Origin of the sequence: Dehalobacter sp. TBBPA1 (genome assembly GCF_040931655.1) — a bacterium.
Lineage (GTDB): Bacteria > Bacillota > Desulfitobacteriia > Desulfitobacteriales > Syntrophobotulaceae > Dehalobacter > Dehalobacter restrictus.
This window is the reverse complement of record NZ_CP162385.1, coordinates 2,252,168-2,272,701: the sequence shown is the minus strand read 5'-3', so window position 1 is coordinate 2,272,701 and position 20,534 is coordinate 2,252,168. Positions and strand designations below refer to the sequence as shown.

The 20,534-nt window shown below is 43.4% G+C and carries 20 protein-coding genes; 17 read left to right on the top strand and 3 right to left on the bottom strand.

Annotation, left to right across the window (positions count from 1 at the left end; genetic code table 11):
• From AB3489_RS11125 to AB3489_RS11045, 17 genes are all read left to right on the top strand, one after another.
• Positions 1 to 1,368: a reductive dehalogenase gene (locus tag AB3489_RS11125; protein WP_368292931.1), complete on the top strand. Its 1,368-nt coding sequence runs from the start codon at positions 1 to 3 to the stop codon at positions 1,366 to 1,368.
• Between the two features lie 496 nt (positions 1,369 to 1,864).
• Complete coding sequence (locus AB3489_RS11120; RefSeq protein WP_019225051.1) at positions 1,865 to 2,578, top strand: Crp/Fnr family transcriptional regulator; 714 nt, start codon at positions 1,865 to 1,867, stop codon at positions 2,576 to 2,578.
• Positions 2,579 to 2,829: 251 nt separating this feature from the next.
• Positions 2,830 to 3,141 (top strand): dehalogenase, encoded by a 312-nt coding sequence (locus AB3489_RS11115; RefSeq protein WP_368292930.1) that lies wholly within the window; start codon positions 2,830 to 2,832, stop codon positions 3,139 to 3,141.
• Positions 3,142 to 3,158: 17 nt separating this feature from the next.
• Positions 3,159 to 4,571 carry a reductive dehalogenase gene (locus AB3489_RS11110; RefSeq protein WP_368292928.1) on the top strand — a complete coding sequence of 471 codons (1,413 nt, stop codon included), beginning with the start codon at positions 3,159 to 3,161 and terminating at the stop codon, positions 4,569 to 4,571.
• A gap of 45 nt (positions 4,572 to 4,616) precedes the next feature.
• The gene (locus AB3489_RS11105) at positions 4,617 to 5,987 is read left to right on the top strand and encodes a reductive dehalogenase (protein ID WP_368292927.1); all 1,371 of its coding nucleotides are present in this window, start codon (positions 4,617 to 4,619) and stop codon (positions 5,985 to 5,987) included.
• Between the two features lie 195 nt (positions 5,988 to 6,182).
• Positions 6,183 to 6,821 carry a B12-binding domain-containing protein gene (locus tag AB3489_RS11100; protein WP_368292926.1) on the top strand — a complete coding sequence of 213 codons (639 nt, stop codon included), beginning with the start codon at positions 6,183 to 6,185 and terminating at the stop codon, positions 6,819 to 6,821.
• Positions 6,822 to 6,824: 3 nt separating this feature from the next.
• Positions 6,825 to 7,994, top strand: coding sequence for a uroporphyrinogen decarboxylase family protein (locus AB3489_RS11095; RefSeq protein ID WP_368292925.1), 1,170 nt, complete (start codon positions 6,825 to 6,827; stop codon positions 7,992 to 7,994).
• An 18-nt stretch (positions 7,995 to 8,012) separates the two neighbouring features.
• Positions 8,013 to 8,156: a hypothetical protein gene (locus AB3489_RS11090; protein ID WP_368292924.1), complete on the top strand. Its 144-nt coding sequence runs from the start codon at positions 8,013 to 8,015 to the stop codon at positions 8,154 to 8,156.
• 727 nt (positions 8,157 to 8,883) lie between these two features.
• On the top strand, positions 8,884 to 9,195 hold the full coding sequence (locus AB3489_RS11085) for a dehalogenase (protein WP_368292923.1): 312 nt from the start codon (positions 8,884 to 8,886) through the stop codon (positions 9,193 to 9,195).
• A gap of 17 nt (positions 9,196 to 9,212) precedes the next feature.
• Positions 9,213 to 10,580 carry a reductive dehalogenase gene (locus tag AB3489_RS11080; protein ID WP_368292922.1) on the top strand — a complete coding sequence of 456 codons (1,368 nt, stop codon included), beginning with the start codon at positions 9,213 to 9,215 and terminating at the stop codon, positions 10,578 to 10,580.
• A gap of 423 nt (positions 10,581 to 11,003) precedes the next feature.
• The gene (locus tag AB3489_RS11075; protein ID WP_287895378.1) at positions 11,004 to 11,189 is read left to right on the top strand and encodes a twin-arginine translocase TatA/TatE family subunit; all 186 of its coding nucleotides are present in this window, start codon (positions 11,004 to 11,006) and stop codon (positions 11,187 to 11,189) included.
• 50 nt (positions 11,190 to 11,239) lie between these two features.
• Positions 11,240 to 12,268 (top strand): FAD:protein FMN transferase, encoded by a 1,029-nt coding sequence (locus AB3489_RS11070; protein WP_368292921.1) that lies wholly within the window; start codon positions 11,240 to 11,242, stop codon positions 12,266 to 12,268.
• 85 nt (positions 12,269 to 12,353) lie between these two features.
• Positions 12,354 to 13,097 (top strand): twin-arginine translocase subunit TatC, encoded by a 744-nt coding sequence (gene tatC, locus AB3489_RS11065; RefSeq protein ID WP_368292920.1) that lies wholly within the window; start codon positions 12,354 to 12,356, stop codon positions 13,095 to 13,097.
• Positions 13,098 to 13,442 (top strand): twin-arginine translocase TatA/TatE family subunit, encoded by a 345-nt coding sequence (locus AB3489_RS11060; RefSeq protein ID WP_020492160.1) that lies wholly within the window; start codon positions 13,098 to 13,100, stop codon positions 13,440 to 13,442. It begins immediately after the preceding gene.
• Positions 13,443 to 13,638: 196 nt separating this feature from the next.
• On the top strand, positions 13,639 to 14,802 hold the full coding sequence (dinB, locus tag AB3489_RS11055; RefSeq protein WP_020492161.1) for a DNA polymerase IV: 1,164 nt from the start codon (positions 13,639 to 13,641) through the stop codon (positions 14,800 to 14,802).
• 75 nt (positions 14,803 to 14,877) lie between these two features.
• Complete coding sequence (locus AB3489_RS11050) at positions 14,878 to 15,651, top strand: ABC transporter ATP-binding protein (RefSeq protein WP_019225059.1); 774 nt, start codon at positions 14,878 to 14,880, stop codon at positions 15,649 to 15,651.
• Positions 15,652 to 15,654: 3 nt separating this feature from the next.
• Complete coding sequence (locus tag AB3489_RS11045) at positions 15,655 to 17,523, top strand: hypothetical protein (protein ID WP_368292919.1); 1,869 nt, start codon at positions 15,655 to 15,657, stop codon at positions 17,521 to 17,523.
• On the opposite strand, the gene AB3489_RS11040 is transcribed toward AB3489_RS11045, so the two are convergent.
• The 3 genes from AB3489_RS11040 to AB3489_RS11030 form a co-directional block, all read right to left on the bottom strand.
• Complete coding sequence (locus AB3489_RS11040; protein ID WP_025205315.1) at positions 17,524 to 18,243, bottom strand: glycosyltransferase family 2 protein; 720 nt, start codon at positions 18,241 to 18,243, stop codon at positions 17,524 to 17,526. It abuts the gene before it with no gap.
• Between the two features lie 51 nt (positions 18,244 to 18,294).
• A complete protein-coding gene (locus AB3489_RS11035) occupies positions 18,295 to 19,407 on the bottom strand; it encodes an LPS biosynthesis protein RfbU (RefSeq protein ID WP_368292918.1) in 1,113 nt (370 codons plus the stop codon).
• Positions 19,408 to 19,577: 170 nt separating this feature from the next.
• Positions 19,578 to 20,477: a glycosyltransferase family A protein gene (locus AB3489_RS11030; RefSeq protein ID WP_025205317.1), complete on the bottom strand. Its 900-nt coding sequence runs from the start codon at positions 20,475 to 20,477 to the stop codon at positions 19,578 to 19,580.
• Positions 20,478 to 20,534 lie beyond the last annotated feature (57 nt).

Genomic DNA, 20,534 nt, shown 5'->3' with positions numbered 1-20,534 from the left:
ATGTCGGATTCCGAAAGCAAAAAGCTGCCTGGGCAGGTAAACCGCCGCGGCTTTTTGAAAACCGGTGTGGCTGCCGCAGCCATGGGCGTAATGGGAGCGATTGCAGCTCCATCGAAGATAGCAAATGCGACTGTAAGTACCCTAAACTATACGCCAGCAAAGGGAAAATGGTCAAAACTTCGTCCTGTAAATAATTATGGCGGTGCTTCAGTAAGTTTTGTCGAGCATAACGACCAGTGGTTGGGAACAAGTAAGATTGTGGGAACGGTTCAAAGATCAAGTGAATATGACTCAGGTTTCACTTTGGCTCTCAGAGGATTACTCGGTGAGAAGGCAAGATGGGGATTCCTAACCCAAACCAAGAGATATCCTTTAACGGATGGAATAGGTTGGGCAATCGGGCCGATTAGCCTTGATGAGATTGTAATGGGTACCCCAAGTCCGGAGAAACTTCCTTTACCGGATCCCGAACAAATGTCTCAGCATATGAAAGACGTTGCGTATTATCTCAGGGCAGATGAAGTCGGTATTGGCAAAATGCCGTCCTATGCTTATTATGGCTTTAAGCAAGTTCCGCCCCAGGGGCTTTTCCCGGCAGGTATTGTCCCCCCGGATACGCCGATCCATCAGATCCCGAACACAGAGCCGGATTTGCCTTATGTTATTACTTTTGCGGTGGAACAGCATTTGGAAACCTATTTGGCATCTACCGGCTATGACGGCATATCTGTATCCCAATCATTCCGGTGTTACCATGCCGTCGCAAATATTGGAGTAATCATGGCCCGATATATTCGGAGTTTAGGTTATAATGCCAGGGCGCATCACTTTGGCAACTATGATCTCGCCGTCCCGCCAGCCCTTATAGCTTCCGGAATGGGTGAGCTTAGCCGTACAGGTGACTGCGTTGCTCATCCTAGAATGGGGTTCCGTAACAAATGTGGTGCAGTCACAACGGATCTGCCGTTGGTACCGGATAAACCCATTGATTTTGGACTACTAGATTTCTGCCGGGTTTGCAAAAAATGTGCAGAACAATGTCCTGCCCAAGCCATTAGCTTCGATAAAGATCCAGTCGAACAAAATGGTTACATGCGCTGGAACAGCGATATGAAGAAATGTGCAACATTTCGGGCTGGCAATGACGAGGGTGTCAACTGCGGCAGATGTGTAAAAGTCTGTCCGTGGAATTCTAAAGAAGACTCCTGGTTCCATGAAGCTGGCTTGTGGATAGGAAGCAAGGGCGAGACCGCCTCGGCATTGCTAAAAAGCATTGATGATATGTTCGGTTACGGCACAGAAGAGATTACCCAATATAAATGGTGGCTGGAATGGCCGGAGCTTTATAAAATCAATATTCCTAGTTGATTGAATTAACTTAATTTCTAAGTATTATTAAGGGGACGCATCGAAACAAAAGTTTCGTTACGTCCCCTTGCCATTTTAGAAAAAAATGTAATGTGCCAGGGTTCATCTTTTTTCAAGGCACCGTTATTAGCGCTTACAAAACAGTTGGTAAAACCCCATCTTTTTCTGAGTGTCGAATACCTGATCAGAGGAAATATTAAAAGTGTAAAACTTGAGGTTTTAGTTATATGTTAAATTAAAATAGCAAAAATAATTGTATAATAAATTTAAGTATAATGTAAAATATATGCATTGAATTTGCATTGCTTTTTAAGTACGGTATTTGGTTAATGTGTTCTTCCTGGCGCGGACTAGATTCAATTGTTACGTTTTTAATTGTTTTTTGGTGTAGAATTTAGTTGCGGGACGTACATCTGTTATTACAAGAGGGATTTAGTGGGTGGCAAAATAAATCCTGGGCTGGTAATGGTGGTGAATAATTGGAAGGAGGAAGCGTATGCAATACGATTATGGAAGATGCGAGGGGGCAAGGGCTATTCCTGACACTTTCTATCCGATTGAAAAACTGAGGGATTTCACGCATATAGGAGTAGTAAAAACCTATGCTAAGGACAGTAATGTAATCTTACCGGGAGGTAAGGATTATATGCTGGTTTATGTGCTTTCCGGAAGGATAAGTTTGAACCTGATGACGGAAGACGGCAGGGAAAGAGTGATTTATTTTTCAGGAGAAAATGGAATTTTAGGTCGTTTGTATAAGATGGAAAATGAAAATGATACTTATGCGGTTGCCATAGAAGATTCTAAAGTATGTCTTTTTTTCGAAGAGCACCTCAGAATTATTTTCCGTCAAGATGAAGACATGATCTTTGAAGTGCTTAGAAATTGTCTTTCCAAAGTAAGTTATTATATGAGACAAACGATAGAAAGAGACTTTTACAATCCAACGATTAGAATCTTAAGATTGCTGCATGGACTTTATCTTACCAATGGAATATCGGTAGGAGATTCTTACGAAATACGTATGGACTTATCATTGCAATTTATCTCTGAGATAACAGGAGCACATTATGTTACAGTCTCCAAAGTATTAAAGTATTTAAAGGAGCAAAAAATTATTGAAAAGAAGAAAGACAAAATAATTATTCATGATCTGGAAAAACTTAAAGAATTAACCCATGAGAAGCATATTTATAAATATATTTATTAGAATTAAGTTTGACAATTCATTTTGTTCAAATTATTTTTTGAATTCCATTTCATTAGAGAAATGGAGTATTTTTTTGTATTATTTTAAATTACCTGTGTCTCTATTCAATTTTCTAGTCAACAGTTTAAAACAAAAAAATATTTTGAAGATGTATAGTTTTAGTTATACAACTAAACTTCACTCAAAATTATTAAATACAATGTACCTATAGTCATAAAAATGACTGAATTATCAAAAGGGAGGTGAAAATGATGGGTACATTCTTAATTTTTTTAGCGGGCGTATTATTCTTAGCGGGTATTTTATTTATTAAACCTCGTGCTAAACGTGAACAAATGTGGAAAACAGTAGTTAATTGGGCCTTGTTTGTTATCTGGTATGGGATTACCTGGATGGGGGTTTCCTTTATCTACATTAACGCATCGGTTGGACATGTCAAAGCCACAAGCACAGCAATATTCCTGTTTCTGGGGATATCTGTGGTTCTTGCCGTTGTTCAGGCCCGCCTGCTGGGATTCATTGGTGTGAAAAAAGCGGGGAATATAGGTGAATTACACGCCTGATAGGATGTGAAAATACGGTGGTTAATGAACAAGAGAAAAAGTTTCAGTTAGGCCGCAGGAATTTTCTCAAAGCTGGTGCCGGAGCTGCAGCCCTGGGAGTAGCAACGGCTCTGAAAGCACCTACCATAGTGGCGGGAGCAGTTGGCGAGAGCGTGAAGTACGCGCCCGGGGCAAAAGGGCAGTGGTCCAAACTGCATCCGGTGCATGACATGGGTAGCGCAACAATACGTTTTGTGGAGCATAACGACCAGTGGTTGGGAACATCGAAGATAATAGGCCCAATCAAAAATCCAAGTGAATACGATGGCGGATTTGAACAGATTGCTGCGGGAAAAGTCAGTCAAAGGGGCCAATTGGGGCTTTATAACATGAATACCAAGGATCCTTTTGGCAGCGCAATCATAATGGGAGCCGGTATGGTGGCAGGTTTTCTGGAAGGTATTCCCGCCCCAAAAAAAATGGAAATACCTGATCCTGAGCAAATGTCACAACACATCAAGGATGTTGCTTATTTTTTGCGGGCTGATGACGTGGGTATAGGCAGGATGCCTTCGTATGCGTATTATGGAACAAAATGTATTTATCCGCCTTTTCCGGGAAGACAGTATGTGGAATTCACCAGGGAACAATTAGTTCGGCCGGTTACCGAACGCTTGCCATATGCGATCGTGGTAATGATTGATCAGCATTTGGAGACAATGCTAGCTTCGACAGGGTATGACGCAATTAGCATCTCCCAGTCCTTCAGAGGCTATCATGCGACAGGGGTTATTGCTGCTATTATGGCCCAATATATCCGGAATCTGGGATATAACGCCAGGGCTAATTATGCTGTGGATTATAACGGTGTCATGCCTCCTGTTATTATCGCCGCAGGTTTGGGAGAACTATCCCGTACAGGCGATTGTACGATTCACCCCAGGTTAGGATTCCGCCATAAAGTTGCAGCAGTTACTACCGATTTGCCGCTTGCACCGGATAAACCAATTGATTTTGGGTTACTTGACTTCTGTCGTGTATGTAAGAAATGTGCGGAAAATTGTCCTGCCGGAGCTATCAACACTGATAGTGATATGGGTCAGTATAACGGCTATTTGCGTTGGAACAATGACACGAACAAATGTGCTGAATTTCGGGCCAGTAATGAGGACGGTGTATGCTGCGGACGATGCATGAAGGTCTGTCCCTGGAATTCCAAAGAGGAATCCTGGTTCCATCAAGCTGGTACCTGGATTGGAAGCAAAAGTGAAACATCATCAAAATTATTAAAATCGATTGATGATATGTTCGGGTATGGAACAGAAACTGTCGATAAATATAAATGGTGGCTGGAATGGCCGGAACTGTATAAGCTTCCACCTGTAAGCATTCTGACTGAACCTTTGCCGCCGGATCCCATTTTTTCAGCATTAGGGAAAGATAAACATTAACAATTCGAAAGTTAAACAATAAGCTGATTGGATGTGAATAAAACGATGATTAATAAACACAACAGGAAGTCCCAGCTAAGCCGCAGGAATTTTCTCAAAGCCGGTGCCGCAGCCATAGCCTTGGGCACAGTTGGAGTGGTCAAAACTTCTTCTAAGGCGGCAAATGCGGCGGAAGGAAGTCTGGGGTATACTGCTGCAGCGAAAGGACAATGGTCCAAATTGCATCCGGTACATGACCTCGGCAGCGCCAGCATACGTTATGTAGAAAGCAATGATCAGTGGCTGGGTACCTCAAAAATAGTTGGGAAAATCAAAAATGTCAGTGAAGCAGATAATGGATTTAATCGTGCTACCAGAGGGCTGCTCCCAGATCCCCGGATACAGCTGGCGTCTTTGGCGCTTCCTACCCATCCTTTTCCATTGGCACAGCTGATGACAGTTGTTTTAGTAGGGTCGGACTCTGTAGTTGAAGGACCGGCCGCCCCGAAGAAATTGCCGATACCTGATCCTGAGCAGATGTCACAACATATTAAAGATACTGCCTATTTTTTGCGCGCCGACGATGTCGCTATCGGAAAAATGCCGGAGTTCGGATATTATTCTGAGAAGGTTGTTGACCCGGCGGGACTATTGAACAAACCGGTGTCGGAGTGTGTTAAACCGGTAACGGAACGGCTGCCCTATGTCATTGCCGTGATGGTTGACCAACACTTGGAAACTATGCTTGCGTCGACCGGATATGATGGGATTAGCGGCTCGCAGTCACTAAGGGGTTACCATGCGGTCGCAAACATTGCTGTTATTTTGGCCAACTATATCCGTGCCCTTGGATATAATGCCCGGGCGAGTCATTTTGTCAATTATGTTGTTGTAATGCCGACGGTTCTCATATCTGCAGGCTTAGGGGAAATGTCCCGGGCCGGTGACTGTACAATTCATCCCCGTTTAGGATACCGGCATAAAGCGGCTGCTGTGACCACTGATTTGCCACTGGCGCCAGATAAACCGATTGATTTTGGGATCCAGGAGTTTTGCAGGGTATGTAAAAAATGCGCGGAAAACTGTCCGACCCAATCAATTTCGACTGATATGGATCAGACCGAGTACAACGGATATATGCGATGGAACCTCAACAGTGATACCTGTACACAACTCAGAATAATTAACGAAAACGGTCAAGGCTGCGGGCGGTGCATGAAAGTTTGCCCATGGAACTCCAAAGAGGACTCCTGGTTTCACCAGGCAGGAACGTGGGTAGGCAGTCAAAACGAATCTTCTGCAAAATTGCTGAAAGCTATTGACGACATGTTTGGGTACGGAACGGAACAGATAGATAAATATAAATGGTGGCTGGAGTGGCCCGAATTATATAAGTATACGCCACCCGATCTCTCGGGGCCTGTCTTTAAACATTAAATCGCAGGAACGGGAGGTTAGAAATTAGTTAGTTTATAAGTGCTATCAGCGGCTGTTGCCAACAAATATTTGTAATTCGTAGCATCAAAAAATATAGAAAAATAATTCTGATATACATGTATAAATATGATACCGCTATCAATTAATTAGCATGATTTAATGTGTATCAGAAATTATTAGGAGGATGATTTTATAATGGTGGATTTGAATGCCATGACCCAAGCTATGTCCGATTTGGACGAAGACATGTTAAACAAGGTTATTGACCAAGTGCTAAGCAAAGAGGACAATGCTTCGGAAGTCCAAGAAATTGTTAAAGCCTGTCAACAGGGGATGACGCTTGTAGGAGAACGTTACGATTCTGGCGAGTACTTTATCGGCGACTTGGTCTTCGCAGGAGAGGTTTTGCAAAGTGTTATGGACAAGCTTAAACCGGCTTTAAGCGCAGATTCTTCAGCAAAAGCCGGAAAAATTGTTTTGGCAACAGTTTTTGGAGACCTTCACGATATCGGCAAAAACATCTTCAGGTCGATGGCTGAAGCGGCAGGTTTCGAAGTAGTTGACCTTGGAATCAATGTTCCTGTTGACCAAATCGTGGACAAGGTGAAAGAAGTTAACCCTGATATAGTAGGCTTAAGCGGCGTACTGACGCTTGCCTTGGATAGCATGAAAGATACCGTGGATGGCCTGAATCATGCAGGTCTTAGAAATAAAGTCAAGGTTATTATCGGCGGCGTGCCGGTTAATGAAGTGGTTTGCAAAAGCATAGGTGCTGATGGTTTTTCAACGAATGCCGCTGAAGGCGTGAAAATTTGTCAAAGGTGGGTGGGATAAATCATGAGCAACGAAATGACACCGTATCAAGAACGCTCGAACCGTATTTTCAAGACAATAAATTTGGAACAAGCTGACCGCGTACCTGTGCTTGGCACTTATGGGACATGGTGTGCCTACTACGCAGGTTATACTCCATCCCAAGTCGATATCGATCTGGATAAATGCGCGAAAGCCATGGCGAAAGTAGCCACTGATATTCCGGTAGATATGCTTCATATGGTGTCTACACGGCCTGCCGCTCTGCTCCAATCACTGGGAAGCAAAAGTTTTAACTATTTAAGTAAAGATAATATTCTCCAGTATTGTGACGAACAAGCCGGGATAATGAGTGAAGGAGAATATCCCGAATTTAATAAAGATCCGTTAAGATTCATTGTTGAAAAGATTTTACCAAGAAAATTTGCTGAATTGTCTAAGTCTTCTCCCGAGAAAGATGTGGCTCTGGCCAGAGGTGCCATGCACTTTGCCATTTATGGAGCAAAATCTGGGGGGATAACGGGTGCGCTTGCTCAACAGGGAATGCCCCTCTTAGTGGATGGACTACTCACTCATCCGATTGATGTAATTGCGGATATGTACCGGGGCATTAAAGGAATGTTCGGGGACATGCGCCGCCGCCCGGAGGAAGTCTTAGAAGCTATTGAAGCCTTATTGCCTGTTATATTGAGGTTCGGTATGGGACAGGTTCATATGGCGCCGCCCAAAGCGACTCCCAAAGTGCTTCTATTCCCGATGCATTTACCAACCATGATGAAACGGGCGGATTTTGACAAGTTCTACTGGCCGACCTTTAAAAAAATGATGGACTTTTTTGCTGCCCAAAATGTCTGTGTTCTCGGATTCTATGAAGGCGATTGGTCACGCTATTATGATCATCTTCAAGAATTACCGGCGAAGAAATCATTTGGCTGGTTTGAACATGCAAATCTTAAAGAAATTAAGCAAAGTTTGAAAGATACCATGTGCATTGTCGGACTTTTCCCGTCGACTTTACTGCAATATGGAACTGAACAGGAATGTACCGCCAAGGCCAAAGAAATATTGGATATAATGGCCCCCGGCGGTGGATACATTTTCGCCACCGATAGGGAGCTGATTGCAGCACAGGATGGCAAATCAGAAAATATTATCGCTGTAAATAAATTTGTTATGGAGTATGGTATTTATTAATAGGAGGTGCGCTTTGTAATGGAAGATAAATTATTAATCTCTTGGAATGATATACTTAAACAGCACCCGGAACTTGCAGACCAAGATCCCGCTATTGGAAGGAGTTGGGATATGGGACAGGAAATGGTTTTTAGCTATTTGATTATGCTGGGAATCTTATAGAACAAAGAAAAAGCGGAAGCCTAACAAACTCGTCATAAAATCATGAGATACACTGTTATTAAGGGGCTGTTGCACAATAAACGTGATCGTTCGAGGGCAACAGCCCTACTTTTATTGCTGAAAATATAGCAAATGCGGGCTCGAAGATCCCGCAAATACTGTATAATTTAGTTATGCTACTAAATAAATCACACAGCAAAAATTATACCGAATATCTTGACGGGAATCAAAAAATCGCTCTATCCAGGCTGAAGGAGCCTTCGGGGTCTTAAAGAACGATTACATAAAACCAGAGACTAGGCTATGCAATGTACATCCAGCGACAAGTGGAGCACGGATTGCGCAGCGCGGAAATTTGCGCCATGGAGGGCGCAACTGCCGAAAGCGGTTGTACATTGCATAGCCCTACCTTCTTGAGTTTTTTGTTTTTCATAAAACTTATATTTTTCAGGTCCGGGATTAAATAATAGATATAAAAAGGGCGATGTCGCCAACTACTTTAGTAGTTTTGCAACACCGCCTTTTGTTTTGTTCCATTTGGCTACAGCCATGTTAGTACGCCTGTGAATAGACCAATTGTTTTAGCAGTAATACCTTTAGGTATTAGCTAAATATTTAAAAAATTTTTTTCCAAATGTATCGTTTTAGTTATACAACTAAACTTCACTCAAAATTATTAAATACAATGTACCTATAGTCATAATTTATCAAAAGGGAGGTGAAAATGATGGGCACATTCTTAATTTTTTTAGCGGGCGTATTATTCTTAGCGGGTATTTTATTTATTAAACCTCGTGCTAAACGTGAACAAATGTGGAAAACAGTAGTTAATTGGGCCTTGTTTGTTATCTGGTATGGGATTACCTGGATGGGGGTTTCCTTTATCTACATTAACGCATCGGTTGGACATGTCAAAGCCACAAGCACAGCAATATTCCTGTTTCTGGGGATATCTGTGGTTCTTGCCGTTGTTCAGGCCCGCCTGCTGGGCTTCATTGGTGTGAAAAAAGCGGGAAATAAAAGTGAATTACAAGTTTGATAGGATGTGAAAATTCGGTGATTGATGGACAAGAGAAAAAGTTTCAGCTAAGCCGCAGGAATTTTCTCAAAGCTGGCGTTGCAGCCTCTGCGATGGGAGTGATTGGAGCAATCGCAGCTCCGGCTAAAGTGGCCAACGCAGCCGGAGCAAGTCTGAAGTATACTGCTGCAGCGAAGGGACAATGGTCAAAACTTCATCCGGAACATGACTACGGCAGTGCTACAGTACGTTTTGTAGAAAGCAATGATCAGTGGTTGGGTACCACAAAAATAGTTGGAAAAGTTAAGAACTTCAGCGAAGCTGATATGGGATTCAATTTGGCTACCAGGGGGATGCTTCCTAATAAAAAGACACAAGCGGCGTCTTTGAGTTTCTTTTTCAGGCATCCTTTTGGAGCGGCAATAGCCAATGCAGGCATGTTTATTGCTCCGCCCGCTGCGGTTGAAGGAAAGCCGTCTCCCAAAAAACTGGAGATCCCTGATCCGGAACAAATGTCCCAGCATATTAAAGATGCCGCCTATTTTTTGCGCGCTGATGAAGTCGGTATCGGCAAGATGCCGGAATATGCTTATTATTCCCAGAAGCTTACGGATAAAGCTGGTTTGATGACCAAGCCTGTAGAAGAATGTGTCATACCGGTAACAGAACGCTTGCCTTACGTCATCGTCGTGATGGTCGACCAAAATCTTCTAACCATGTTGGGATCCACTGGGTATGACGGAATCAGCGGTGCAATGTCTATGAAGAGTTATCATGCAACCGGTAACATCGCAGTGATTTTAGCTACCTATATCCGGAGCCTTGGGTATAATGCCCGGGCGCAGCATGCGTTTAACTATAACGCAGTCATGCCGCCCGCAGTTATTTCAGCAGGGTTGGGGGAGCTTTCCCGTACCGGAGACTGCTCGATTCATCCCCGCTTGGGATTCCGGCATAAGGTTGCTGCTGTTACCACTGATTTGCCGCTGGCGCCCGACAAACCAATTGACTTTGGCCTCCAGGATTTCTGCAGAGTATGTAAAAAATGCGCTGAAAACTGTCCAAACCAATCCATTACGTATGATTCGGATCTTGTGGAGTATAACGGATACCTGCGTTGGAACAGCGACATGAAAAAATGTGCAGAATTCAGGATACTCAACGAAGACGGAGTGTCCTGCGGACGGTGCATGAAGGTCTGCCCCTGGAACTCCAAGGAGGATTCCTGGTTCCACCAGGCTGGGACCTGGATTGGAAGTAAAAATGAAGCTTCCGCAAAATTGCTGAAAACAATTGACGATATGTTTGGGTACGGTACAGAAAGCATCGAGAAATACAGATGGTGGCTGGAGTGGCCGGAGATGTACAAGTATCCGGCGGTTGCTCAAGCGCCACAGACGCATTAATAGTTAAAGGCTCTCTGCTAAATGTTGGGGTACCCCCCTAAACAAGAGTAATTCTAAATTGATGTAATGCTGGTAATAGCCCTTACAGACTATTATCAGCATTTTTATAAATTTTGCTGCGAATGACACCATGCCGTTAGTATCTGGCCTAATTAACCTATCATACTAGAGAATGCGGGATCTGAATAACCATTTGTATAAGGAACGCTCTTTTTAAATCATTTTTTGTGCTTAACATCAGGAACAGTTAGATGGTTTTTACGAGCTTTTGGTGGGCGAATATTGACACTAACTCTTCAAACAATTATTATTTACTTTAGGATGTATTGAATAATACTTTTCATCTAGAGATAATCTATAAGCAGGGGAATTCTTAATGTTTTTGTGAGTTCATACTAATCATATAAAATGGAGGAGATAAAAATGCAATTAATTTTTGGAATGATTACCCCAACTGTAGCTGTAATAGGTTTGGTCATCGCCCTAGTCATATTTGGACCAGGAAAGCTGCCCCAATTAGGAAAAGCTTTAGGCGGGGGTATCAAGGAATTCAGGGATGCCTCTGTTGAGGGTGAAAAGGAAGGAAGCGAAACAATAAAAGAGGCATAGCATAACGCGATAGAAATGTTATTTAAATGCAAATAAAGGATAAGTTCAGCATGTATCATAAAAAGAGCTTTAAGATACTATTATTTCTGTTAATCATTATCGGTTTATCATCTTGGCAAGGTTATGAGTATTATCAACGTAATGTTAATTATCAAGAAACCAAATTGTTTTTTGACACAGAAGTATATGTTGAGGCTCATGGCTGGGGAGCAAAGAAGGCAGTAACTGAAGCTCTCGGCATTATGGAAGAACTAGATTCCAAGCTTAATAAGTTCTCACCTCATAGTGAAATATACGCTATCAATATTCATGCAGGAGAACAACCTGTCACGGTATCGGAACTAACCTTTGATGTTATTGAACAGTCCTTGAAAATTGCGGATTTAAGCAATGGTGCATTTGATCCGACGATAGGACCTTTAGCTAAATTATGGAAATTTGGAGAAAGGGATAGTTCTGACAAATTTGTACCATCGCAGGAACAGATTACGAAAACAATTCAACTTGTTGATTACAAAAAAGTAATTTTGAATAAAGAACAAAAGACTGTCTTTTTAGTTAAAAAGGGAATGAGTTTAGATCTAGGAGCAATTGCTAAGGGCTACGCTGTAAGCAAAGCATTAGAGACCTTTAAGAGCCGTAATATTCTATCAGGGATGGTATCGGCAGGCGGAAATATTTATGCCATAGGCAAAAAAGACGGAGGGACGCCTTGGCACATCGGAATTAGAGATCCTTTAAACAAAGGACAGATCATTGGCTATGTTGAATTGGAGAATCTCACAATTGATACATCAGGCAACTATGAGCGGTTTTTTACTGTTGACGGAATACAATACAGTCATATTCTTGATCCTCGTACTGGGTATCCTTCAAAAGAGGTCAGCGGTTGTACTGTCGTCACGGAGAATCCGATAATGGCGGATGCTTTGGCTACAGCAGCTTTCGTATTAGGTCCTGAAAAGGGCTTGCAATTAATCGAAAAGAATAACGCATGGGGCCTGATCATTGATACTGACGGCAAGATGGAATTATCTGATAAAATGAAAGAAATGTTTAAACCAGAGACTCCTGAGTGACCGTATTTGGAAGAATTAGTTTTAATTAGATCAGGAAAAGGAAGGGGTTTGTACTGTGCAACGTAGGAAGAAGCAAAGTGACGAAATGTCTTTCTTTGGCCACTTTAAAGAAATGCGCAAAGTGCTTTTATTTTCTGCATATGCGATTGCCATCGGAGCAATAGCGGGATGGGCGTTCAGTGATTATGTATTTCGCTTCCTGGCTATACCCATGTCCGGTCTCAGTGAGGTGCATTTCATTACGACAACACCGATGGAACCATTAATGGTTAAGTTAAAAGTATCACTCATTGCGGGTGTAGTTATAGCTTTGCCCATCATCATATGGCAGTTATGGAGTTTTATCCTGCCGGCTTTAAAATCGAATGAACGGAAATACCTCTATTTCATCTTTCCTTCATCTCTTCTTCTTTTTTTTGCAGGTGCAGCTTTTGTTATTTTATTTGTGCTGCCTATCTGCTTAAAGTTTTTACTTTTGGCAGGGATAGGGGCAATCGATACAACACCATTTGTCACCAAGTCTTCCTATATTAATTTTGTTTTCACTTTGGCACTCAGCTTTGGGTTGTTTTTCCAACTGCCCGTTGTATTGATACTGTTAATTCGAATAGGCGTCGTATCTCCTCAGGCTCTCGCAAAATATAGAAAATGGGCCTTTTTTGTGATTGTGATATTGGCTGTTGTTCTTTCTCCAACCCCCGATCTGATGACCCAGGTTTTGATCATCGGTCCGATGTATCTTCTCTATGAAATCAGTATTTGGATAGGTTATATTGTAGTAAGAAGAAGAACAAAAATGCTGAAGCGAGAAGAGGAAGAGGTGATTTAAATGGGTTTAACAGAAATTGCATTAATCTTATTTGTCGCCTTGGTTCTTTTTGGCCCCGATGATTTGCCCGTAATTGCAAAAACAATTGGAAAAATGGTTAGACAAGGTCGCAAGATAATGAATGAATTGACAAGAGAATTTACAAATACAATTAGTATGCAGAGTGACACGATAATGGACAGCTTAAAAGATACATCCCCCAAAGAAAAGGTCTCCCAAGAAGAACCAAAACAAAAGGAAGACGAGAATGTGTTACAGAGCAATGATGAAGGAGCAGAGAAAAAAGCTGAGGATAATGAGGCAGCTGTAAAACATGATGGAACCAATGAAGCCGACCCTATGTGAAGGATAATTTAAAAAGGCGTGATGCACTTAGAAGATGATCTCTGTCTTGCGCGGGGGTCATCTTTTTATGATTCCAGCCCAACTTTCATATGGCGCTTCTGCATGCTGAACCGGCAAGATGATTCATTAGACCGAGAATCACCAATCACCACGGATGGCATGGAAAACGCCGGGCGCATAGTGGTATAATTGATTTATGGAACAATGGCAAGACCATCGAAAAATACTCCATATCGATATGGATGCTTTCTATGCCGCGGTAGAACAGAGAGATCATCCAGCCTTACTCGGAAAGCCTGTTATCGTGGGCGGCAAGCCAAACAGCCGGGGTGTTGTTTCTGCTGCTTCTTATGAGGCCCGTAAATTTGGCATTCATTCGGCGATGCCCATGACCGAGGCCTTCAGACGCTGTCCGCAGGCCGCATTTCTCCCTGTTAATATGCAAAAATATCAGGAAGCCTCAGACCGGATACACGAAATATTTTTGTCCTACACGCCGCTCGTCGAGCCCTTGTCCCTTGATGAAGCTTTTTTGGACGTTACGCGATCAACGGCTCTTTTTGGATTTGCCCAAAATATCGCCGTGCTGATCAAACAACGTATCCGGCAGGAACTTGGCCTGACAGCTTCAGTGGGTTTAGCCCCCAATAAATTCCTCGCCAAGATTGCTTCCGATCTGCAGAAGCCGGACGGCTTTGTCGTTGTCCCTCCGGATAAAGTACAGGAATTTCTCGATCCTCTGGCTGTGGAAAGAGTGTGGGGGGTCGGCATCAAAACGGCGGAACAGCTGCATGAGCTTCGGGTCAAAACAGTGAGAGATCTGCGTGCCTTGGATGAAAGTGCTCTCTCGAAACGATTCGGTGCCTTGGGCAAACAGCTTTACGAACTCGCCCGAGGTATTGACAACCGCTCCGTAGAAACCGACAGAATGGCGAAATCCGTTGGCAGGGAGACGACATTCTCATCAGATATTGCTGATGTTGACGTACTTGAAAAAGAGCTGCTGAAGCTGGCGGTGGATGTCGGAAGACGCCTGCGCAAACATGCGCTGAGAGCGAAAACAATCACGCTGAAAGCACGTTATCCAGATTTCAGGACCCTCTCCCGTTCCAGCACCCTCCCTCAGGCCACAGATCTGGATGATCTGATCTACCATGAAGCCTGTACGCTCTTACGCGGGCTCTCCATGAATCAGCCGCTTAGACTAATTGGAATTACCTTGAATAACTTAACGGATCAAACTGAGCAACTGACGTTGTTTGATGAATCTCAAAAAGATATGGGAAACCTGACAAAAGTGATTGATCAAGTTAACGCGAAATATGGAAAGAACAGTATCACAAGGGCACGATTACTATAATGAAGAGTGAGGAGCGAGATTTAACCTTCAATTTATGAATAGGTCTTAAGCCAAAAAGTTAGCAGGAGGTACGCAATGGAAAGGGTCTTGATCAGAACAAATCGTTTAACCAAAAGGTATGGTTCAGTGCCGGTTGTCAACGATCTAAACCTGGAGGTAAGAAGCGGAGAGATTTTCGGTTTCTTGGGACCGAACGGTGCCGGTAAAACAACAACGATTAAAATGCTTACTGGATTGCTGGATCCCAGCGAGGGGGAGATATCCATCTGTGATTACGATATCCGCAGGCAGCCCACTCAGGCCAAAGCCTTAATGGCTTATGTACCGGACCAGCCAAAATTGTATAACAAACTGTCAGCCCGTGAATTTTTGCACCTTATTTCAGCCCTATACCGAGTCCCAAAAGGCATTGCCAAAGAGCGGGCTGAGCAGCTCTTAGGAATGTTCGGTCTCATGGAGCGTGCAGATGAGCTATTGGAGGGTTACTCTCACGGTATGAGACAAAAGGTTGTTCTGGCGGGGGCCTTAATTCATCAGCCTAAGGTGATTCTTTTGGATGAGCCGACTGTGGGTCTTGACCCGGCCAGCGCACGCCTCCTCAAAGATATTCTTCAGGAGATGGCCCGGCAGGGTGCTGCGGTATTTGTTTCGACCCATATTCTTGAGATTGCCGAGAGAATGTGCCATCGGGTCGGTATTCTGAAAGATGGCATGCTGATTGCGCAGGGCAGCCCTGAAGAACTCCGGCAAAAAGTTGGGCACGGTGGGGAAAGCCTGGAAGATATTTTCCTGGAACTTACCGGAGTCCGTGAGAATGCTGAATTAATCAAAAGCCTGGAGGAGGAATAAACGGTGAAAATGATCATACCGCCGCCTCTGGATACCCCGCCTGCGGAAAAGTCGTTTGTTCAGGATTTTGTCCTGCTGCTAACAAATCAGCTGCGGGTGACACTTAACACGCTGAAACATCAACGAAAGAGAACTTTCATCGGAATGGGTATCCTGATGATTGTGTTTTTGAGTTTTCTGATTTCCATGGGGGCCATATCCTATGGAATGTTGAAATCAATGCAGCCTGAGACCGTTCAGGGTTTTCTCTCCTTGTTCTTTCTGGTGGGACTGGCCAGCCAGATATTCTTTGGTCTTACGGCAGCTTTTGCAGCGCTGTATATGTCCGAAGATTTGGAACTTCTTTTCATGGCACCGGTTCCTCTCCGGGTCGTTTTTGCCGTAAAAACAGTCTCTGTACTTGTGAGCAATCTTTTAGTTGCGTTCTTGTTTGTTTTTTTGCCGGGGGTGTTCTGCGGTCTGCTTTTTGAGGCCAAAGCATCCTATTATCTTCTTGTTTTCCTGTCAGGCTGCGGTTTATGGCTTAGCGGGACAGCCCTGGCCGAACTGCTGAACCTTTTGGTCATGCGTATTGTTCCGCCTCACAGGAGCAAAGAAGCCGTCGGACTCATGGGAGGGCTGGCAGGTGTCTTGATCGCGTTAGTGTTTCAGATTCCGGGAATGATGCTGGGAAGCCAAGGTAACTTGGATATTGGGACCATGCTGGCAGGCAAAGAGCAGCTGATTCACGTCATGAATTTTTTCCCGTGGGGATGGGGTTCACTTGCTTTAACCAGCGGAATAACCGACAGCTTTGCCACGGGGCTGGGATGGAGCCTCCTGATCCTTATTTTCAGTGCGTTTCTTTTTTTGATTGCCTTGATTCTTTTGGAACGGGGATTCCGGCAGGGCTTCATTTCCATCAGCCAGGGAGATGGCGGAAGACGGCGCAAAAAACGTTCAGTTTCCAGCGTTGATACGACGAACCGCCAACAGGAAAAGATTTTCTTCGGGACTGTTGGCCAGGAGCAGGAAGCAGTAGTCTTGCCGGCCTCGACGTGGGCAGGCATGTGGGCAGTGGCCAAAAAAGATTTGCTAACCTTGAAAAGGGATACCAGAGAATGGTTTAGCTATTTGATCCCTCTGATCATTATGGCCTTCTTTGTGGTTCAGTTTCTGTTCAATGCTTCGGCATCGAGTGTATCCAGTTTGGTAATGGTTCTTATCATGTACACGATTATGTTCAGCGGCAATTTGGCCTTGCAGGCGTTTGGCAGGGAAGGAGAGTCCGACTGGCTGCTAAATAGTGTGCCCCTGGCAGGGTGGCCTGTCGTCTGGGGGAAATTAACTGCAGCCGTGCTTCCCACGTTACTATTGATGGAGGCTCTTCTGGTTGGCACTTCATTGGCAGTCGGAGTTTCAACGAGCTTAACGCTTATCCTGGCGCTGGCGGCGATTTTCTTAAGCCTGGGTTCCAGTGCCATCGGGCTGTATTATTCCATCAAGAACTGCCGCTATAATCCGGACAAGCCACAAATGCGGATATCGCCAAGTGCTTCGCTAATGATGTATCTGATCAATTTTTGTTTCATCCTTATTCTGGGTTTAAGTCTATGCTATTTATTCCCTCCTGCTGAGTTGGTCTCAGCGCTTCAGATGCTTCCGCCGGTCACCTTCGAATGGAATGTACAGTCAGGACTGCTCAGTGGATTGTATTTTCTCAGCCGTCCGTTATTTTGGCCCGTTCTGTTCAGGACTTTACTCGGAATTCTGTTGACCGGCGGGCTGTGGTTACTTATTTTCTTCGGATTTATGACTGCGACAGTCCGGCAAAGCCGCAAAGGTTTCCGGGTGGAGCTCGTGACGACCAGCAGCAAGAACCGGCTCAGGTAATCAACAAGCATGAAAAGTAAATGACCCTAATACCCAGGGCTTAAAGTCAGAAACCTGTGCGACAACCTGACAATATTGTTCCATTAATTGCTGATTATCTAATTTGTAGGTATGCAGGCTGAGATCATTTCGGCGAATATAAGCAAAATTGTATTTATCAATCGCATAAATTTTGATGCCGTTTTTGGTACAGTCTGCACCAAATTGTTCGTCCGCAATATTGGCATCAATAAACTGTACTTTTTCAAAAATATTTTTTTTCATAAAAAGGGTACAGCCGATAAGATAGTCAACATAGCTGTTTTCTCTGCCAGGATGCAAAAGCGCCAGGATTCTTTGCTCTTCAAAAAAGACGAAGTGCGTTTTCTTTCCGAAAACACCCGCCTCGCTGGAAGGCGCTATTTTCATAAAATCATTCAAGTATTCTGGAGCATAATAATCGTCATGATCAAAATTAGCGATGTAAGGATAATGGGTCTGCCTGACAGCATAATTTAAACACGTTCCTGCCGAGCAGCTTTCAGGCAGCTGAATGATCCTTACATGAGGATGCAATTCCGCCCTCTTGTAAAAATCGGAAAGATTAATACCAGGGCCATTCAGGATGATAATAAGTTCCTTGACAGGGTAGGTTTGTCTGGCATAATTCGCGAAGATATTGTCCAGGTAAAAAGGGAAGTGCGTACAGGTAATAATGGATATGCCATCCGGCTTTGTCATTGGTGGCTCCCAAATTGAATGATTCTATTTGATATTTGTTCGATTATTTGATTACACATATTGTTCAATGACTGATACTCTGTCTCTCATTTGTTTTTCAAAGTCAAAGATCTCTCTGAATTTTGCCTGTCCGCACGCCGACATACTGTATAACTTTTCGGGGCTTTGGTAATATTCCATGATACTTTCAGCAATCTTGCCGGCATCAGCGTGGATAATAAAAAGGTCCTTTTTGTGTTCAAAATGGTCGTTCATATTCAGTTCGTCGGTACAGAAAACAGCAACGTTGTGCAAAGCAGCATCGATGCAGCAGCCTGTAGGGAAGCCGTCAAAGTTCTTACCCGGTATCAGAACAAACGGAAGATTCGGTGAAACGATCATGTCCATTCCGGAAAAGAATTGCGGGAAAAAGCTTTTATCTCTAAGACCATAAAATACAATTCGGCTGCCCAGCTCATTGACATCAATTTCATCCCGGTCAAAATTGCCGACGACATGGAACCTGATATCCTCTGTTATTGAAGCGAGCTTTTTGCACATCTCGATAAATATGGGATACCCCTTATCCATTCCTGTTGGCATATATTTGTGAGCCACAAAGCAGATGTCGAGCGTATTTTTATCTTTTCCGTAGAATCGCTTGGGTACGGTCGAGTGGAAATACTCCGGATACGTCACCATCCCATAAATATAGGCAATCTTGTCCGGCGTAACAAAACCGCGGCTGGTAATATAGTCGTACGTCCTCTTCTGCGTAACAATGACTTTTCTCAAAAGAGGGGATTGCAGGACTTTGATCAGCCTGGCATCAATTTCGTCATCATTGATCCAAAATCCCCCTCCGGGATAGAGTTCAAATATAAACGGCGTGTTAAACATTTCATAGACAAAATGAAAAGCAGCGGCGTTACTTAAAAATACCATATAATACAGCGCGTAAGACTGGCCGGTCCAGTCAAACTGGGTAAACGGCTTTACTTTATCCTTATACTGCGGATATACAGCAGCATATTCATGATGATGCATGTCATATCTGGTCGCGTACACTTCACAGTTCGGATACTTCTCCAAATAGTAATTAAATTCAGATATCCTAAAACCCGTCGTCAGATTAGGAAAATAGTCATCGAGAATTGCTATTTTTTTTTGATTGATTGTATTCATTAATTTTTGTCCTTTCATTCTTCTTAACATTATTCTTAGCAATGCTTTTTTAATTTCTATCTCTCTAGAGTAACGTTGATTTCATTAGCTCCAGACCAAGTCTCTGTAATGGATAGCCAGCATTGAGCGGAGCATGGAGTGTGAAGCGCCGGATTTACGAATCAATCTACCTAGTTGGCATTACTTACATAGAAGTTGAAATTCTCCAGGGCCCAATCCATATGGTAAAGGTGATTCTTGTAGGATTCCGGATCATGAATTGATGCGCAGTATACTGTTCGCTTACCTTCACGAAGTTCCTTGAAGCATTCAAGGTATTTCCATCCGTGGGTCAAGACAAAAGATTCATTCTTATGCTTGGTGTTTCTAAGGTCAAAGCAGGTAAGATTTATTCTATTGCAGATGCACCATCGGCTGCCCTCACAGGTCGCACAAGGTACAGTCTGGAGCATATCAATCGGGATGTCGATTGCATATCCTGCTTTAAACGGCGTATATTTATTAATTCTGAGCGACAGTTCGGCATCCCCGTAGCCGTTTTCCTCGGACCAATAGCCGATAAGGTTAATAAGCTCAGGTCTTAGGATCTGGCATTGCCCGGGTACAAAATCAAGGACATTACCGACCTCAGTATGCATTAACTGCAGGTAGCTTACACCGCTTCTCTCTTGAAGGGAAACCTCCGGATAATAGGCTGGATACGGGTGGGCCTTGGACAACCCCAGCAGCCCTACCTCCGGGAAAGTTTTAAATATTTTCATAAACCGGCTTATCCAATCCGGGACATAAAAATACACATCACTTTCGAGGACAATAAAATACTGGTCTGGTTTTCTGCGGGCCAGATTGTAATTAAGCGCGTAAATGGGACCATAATTTACGGGTAGCCTTGTTTTAGATTTGATGCGGCTGTCATTAAGACTTTGAATATAATCCCATGTTCCGTCCTGCGAATTGCTATCAATGATATGGAGTTCAAAATCATCTGTGGTATTGAATAGGGAGTTTAAATTTCTAGCATTTAACCCCAGCCTGTGAAATGTCGAATAGGTGATAAAAGGTGGTGTCATATTTATTCTACCTCCAATTTTTTCCAATAACATCATATGTTGTTCTGTGGACAAGAG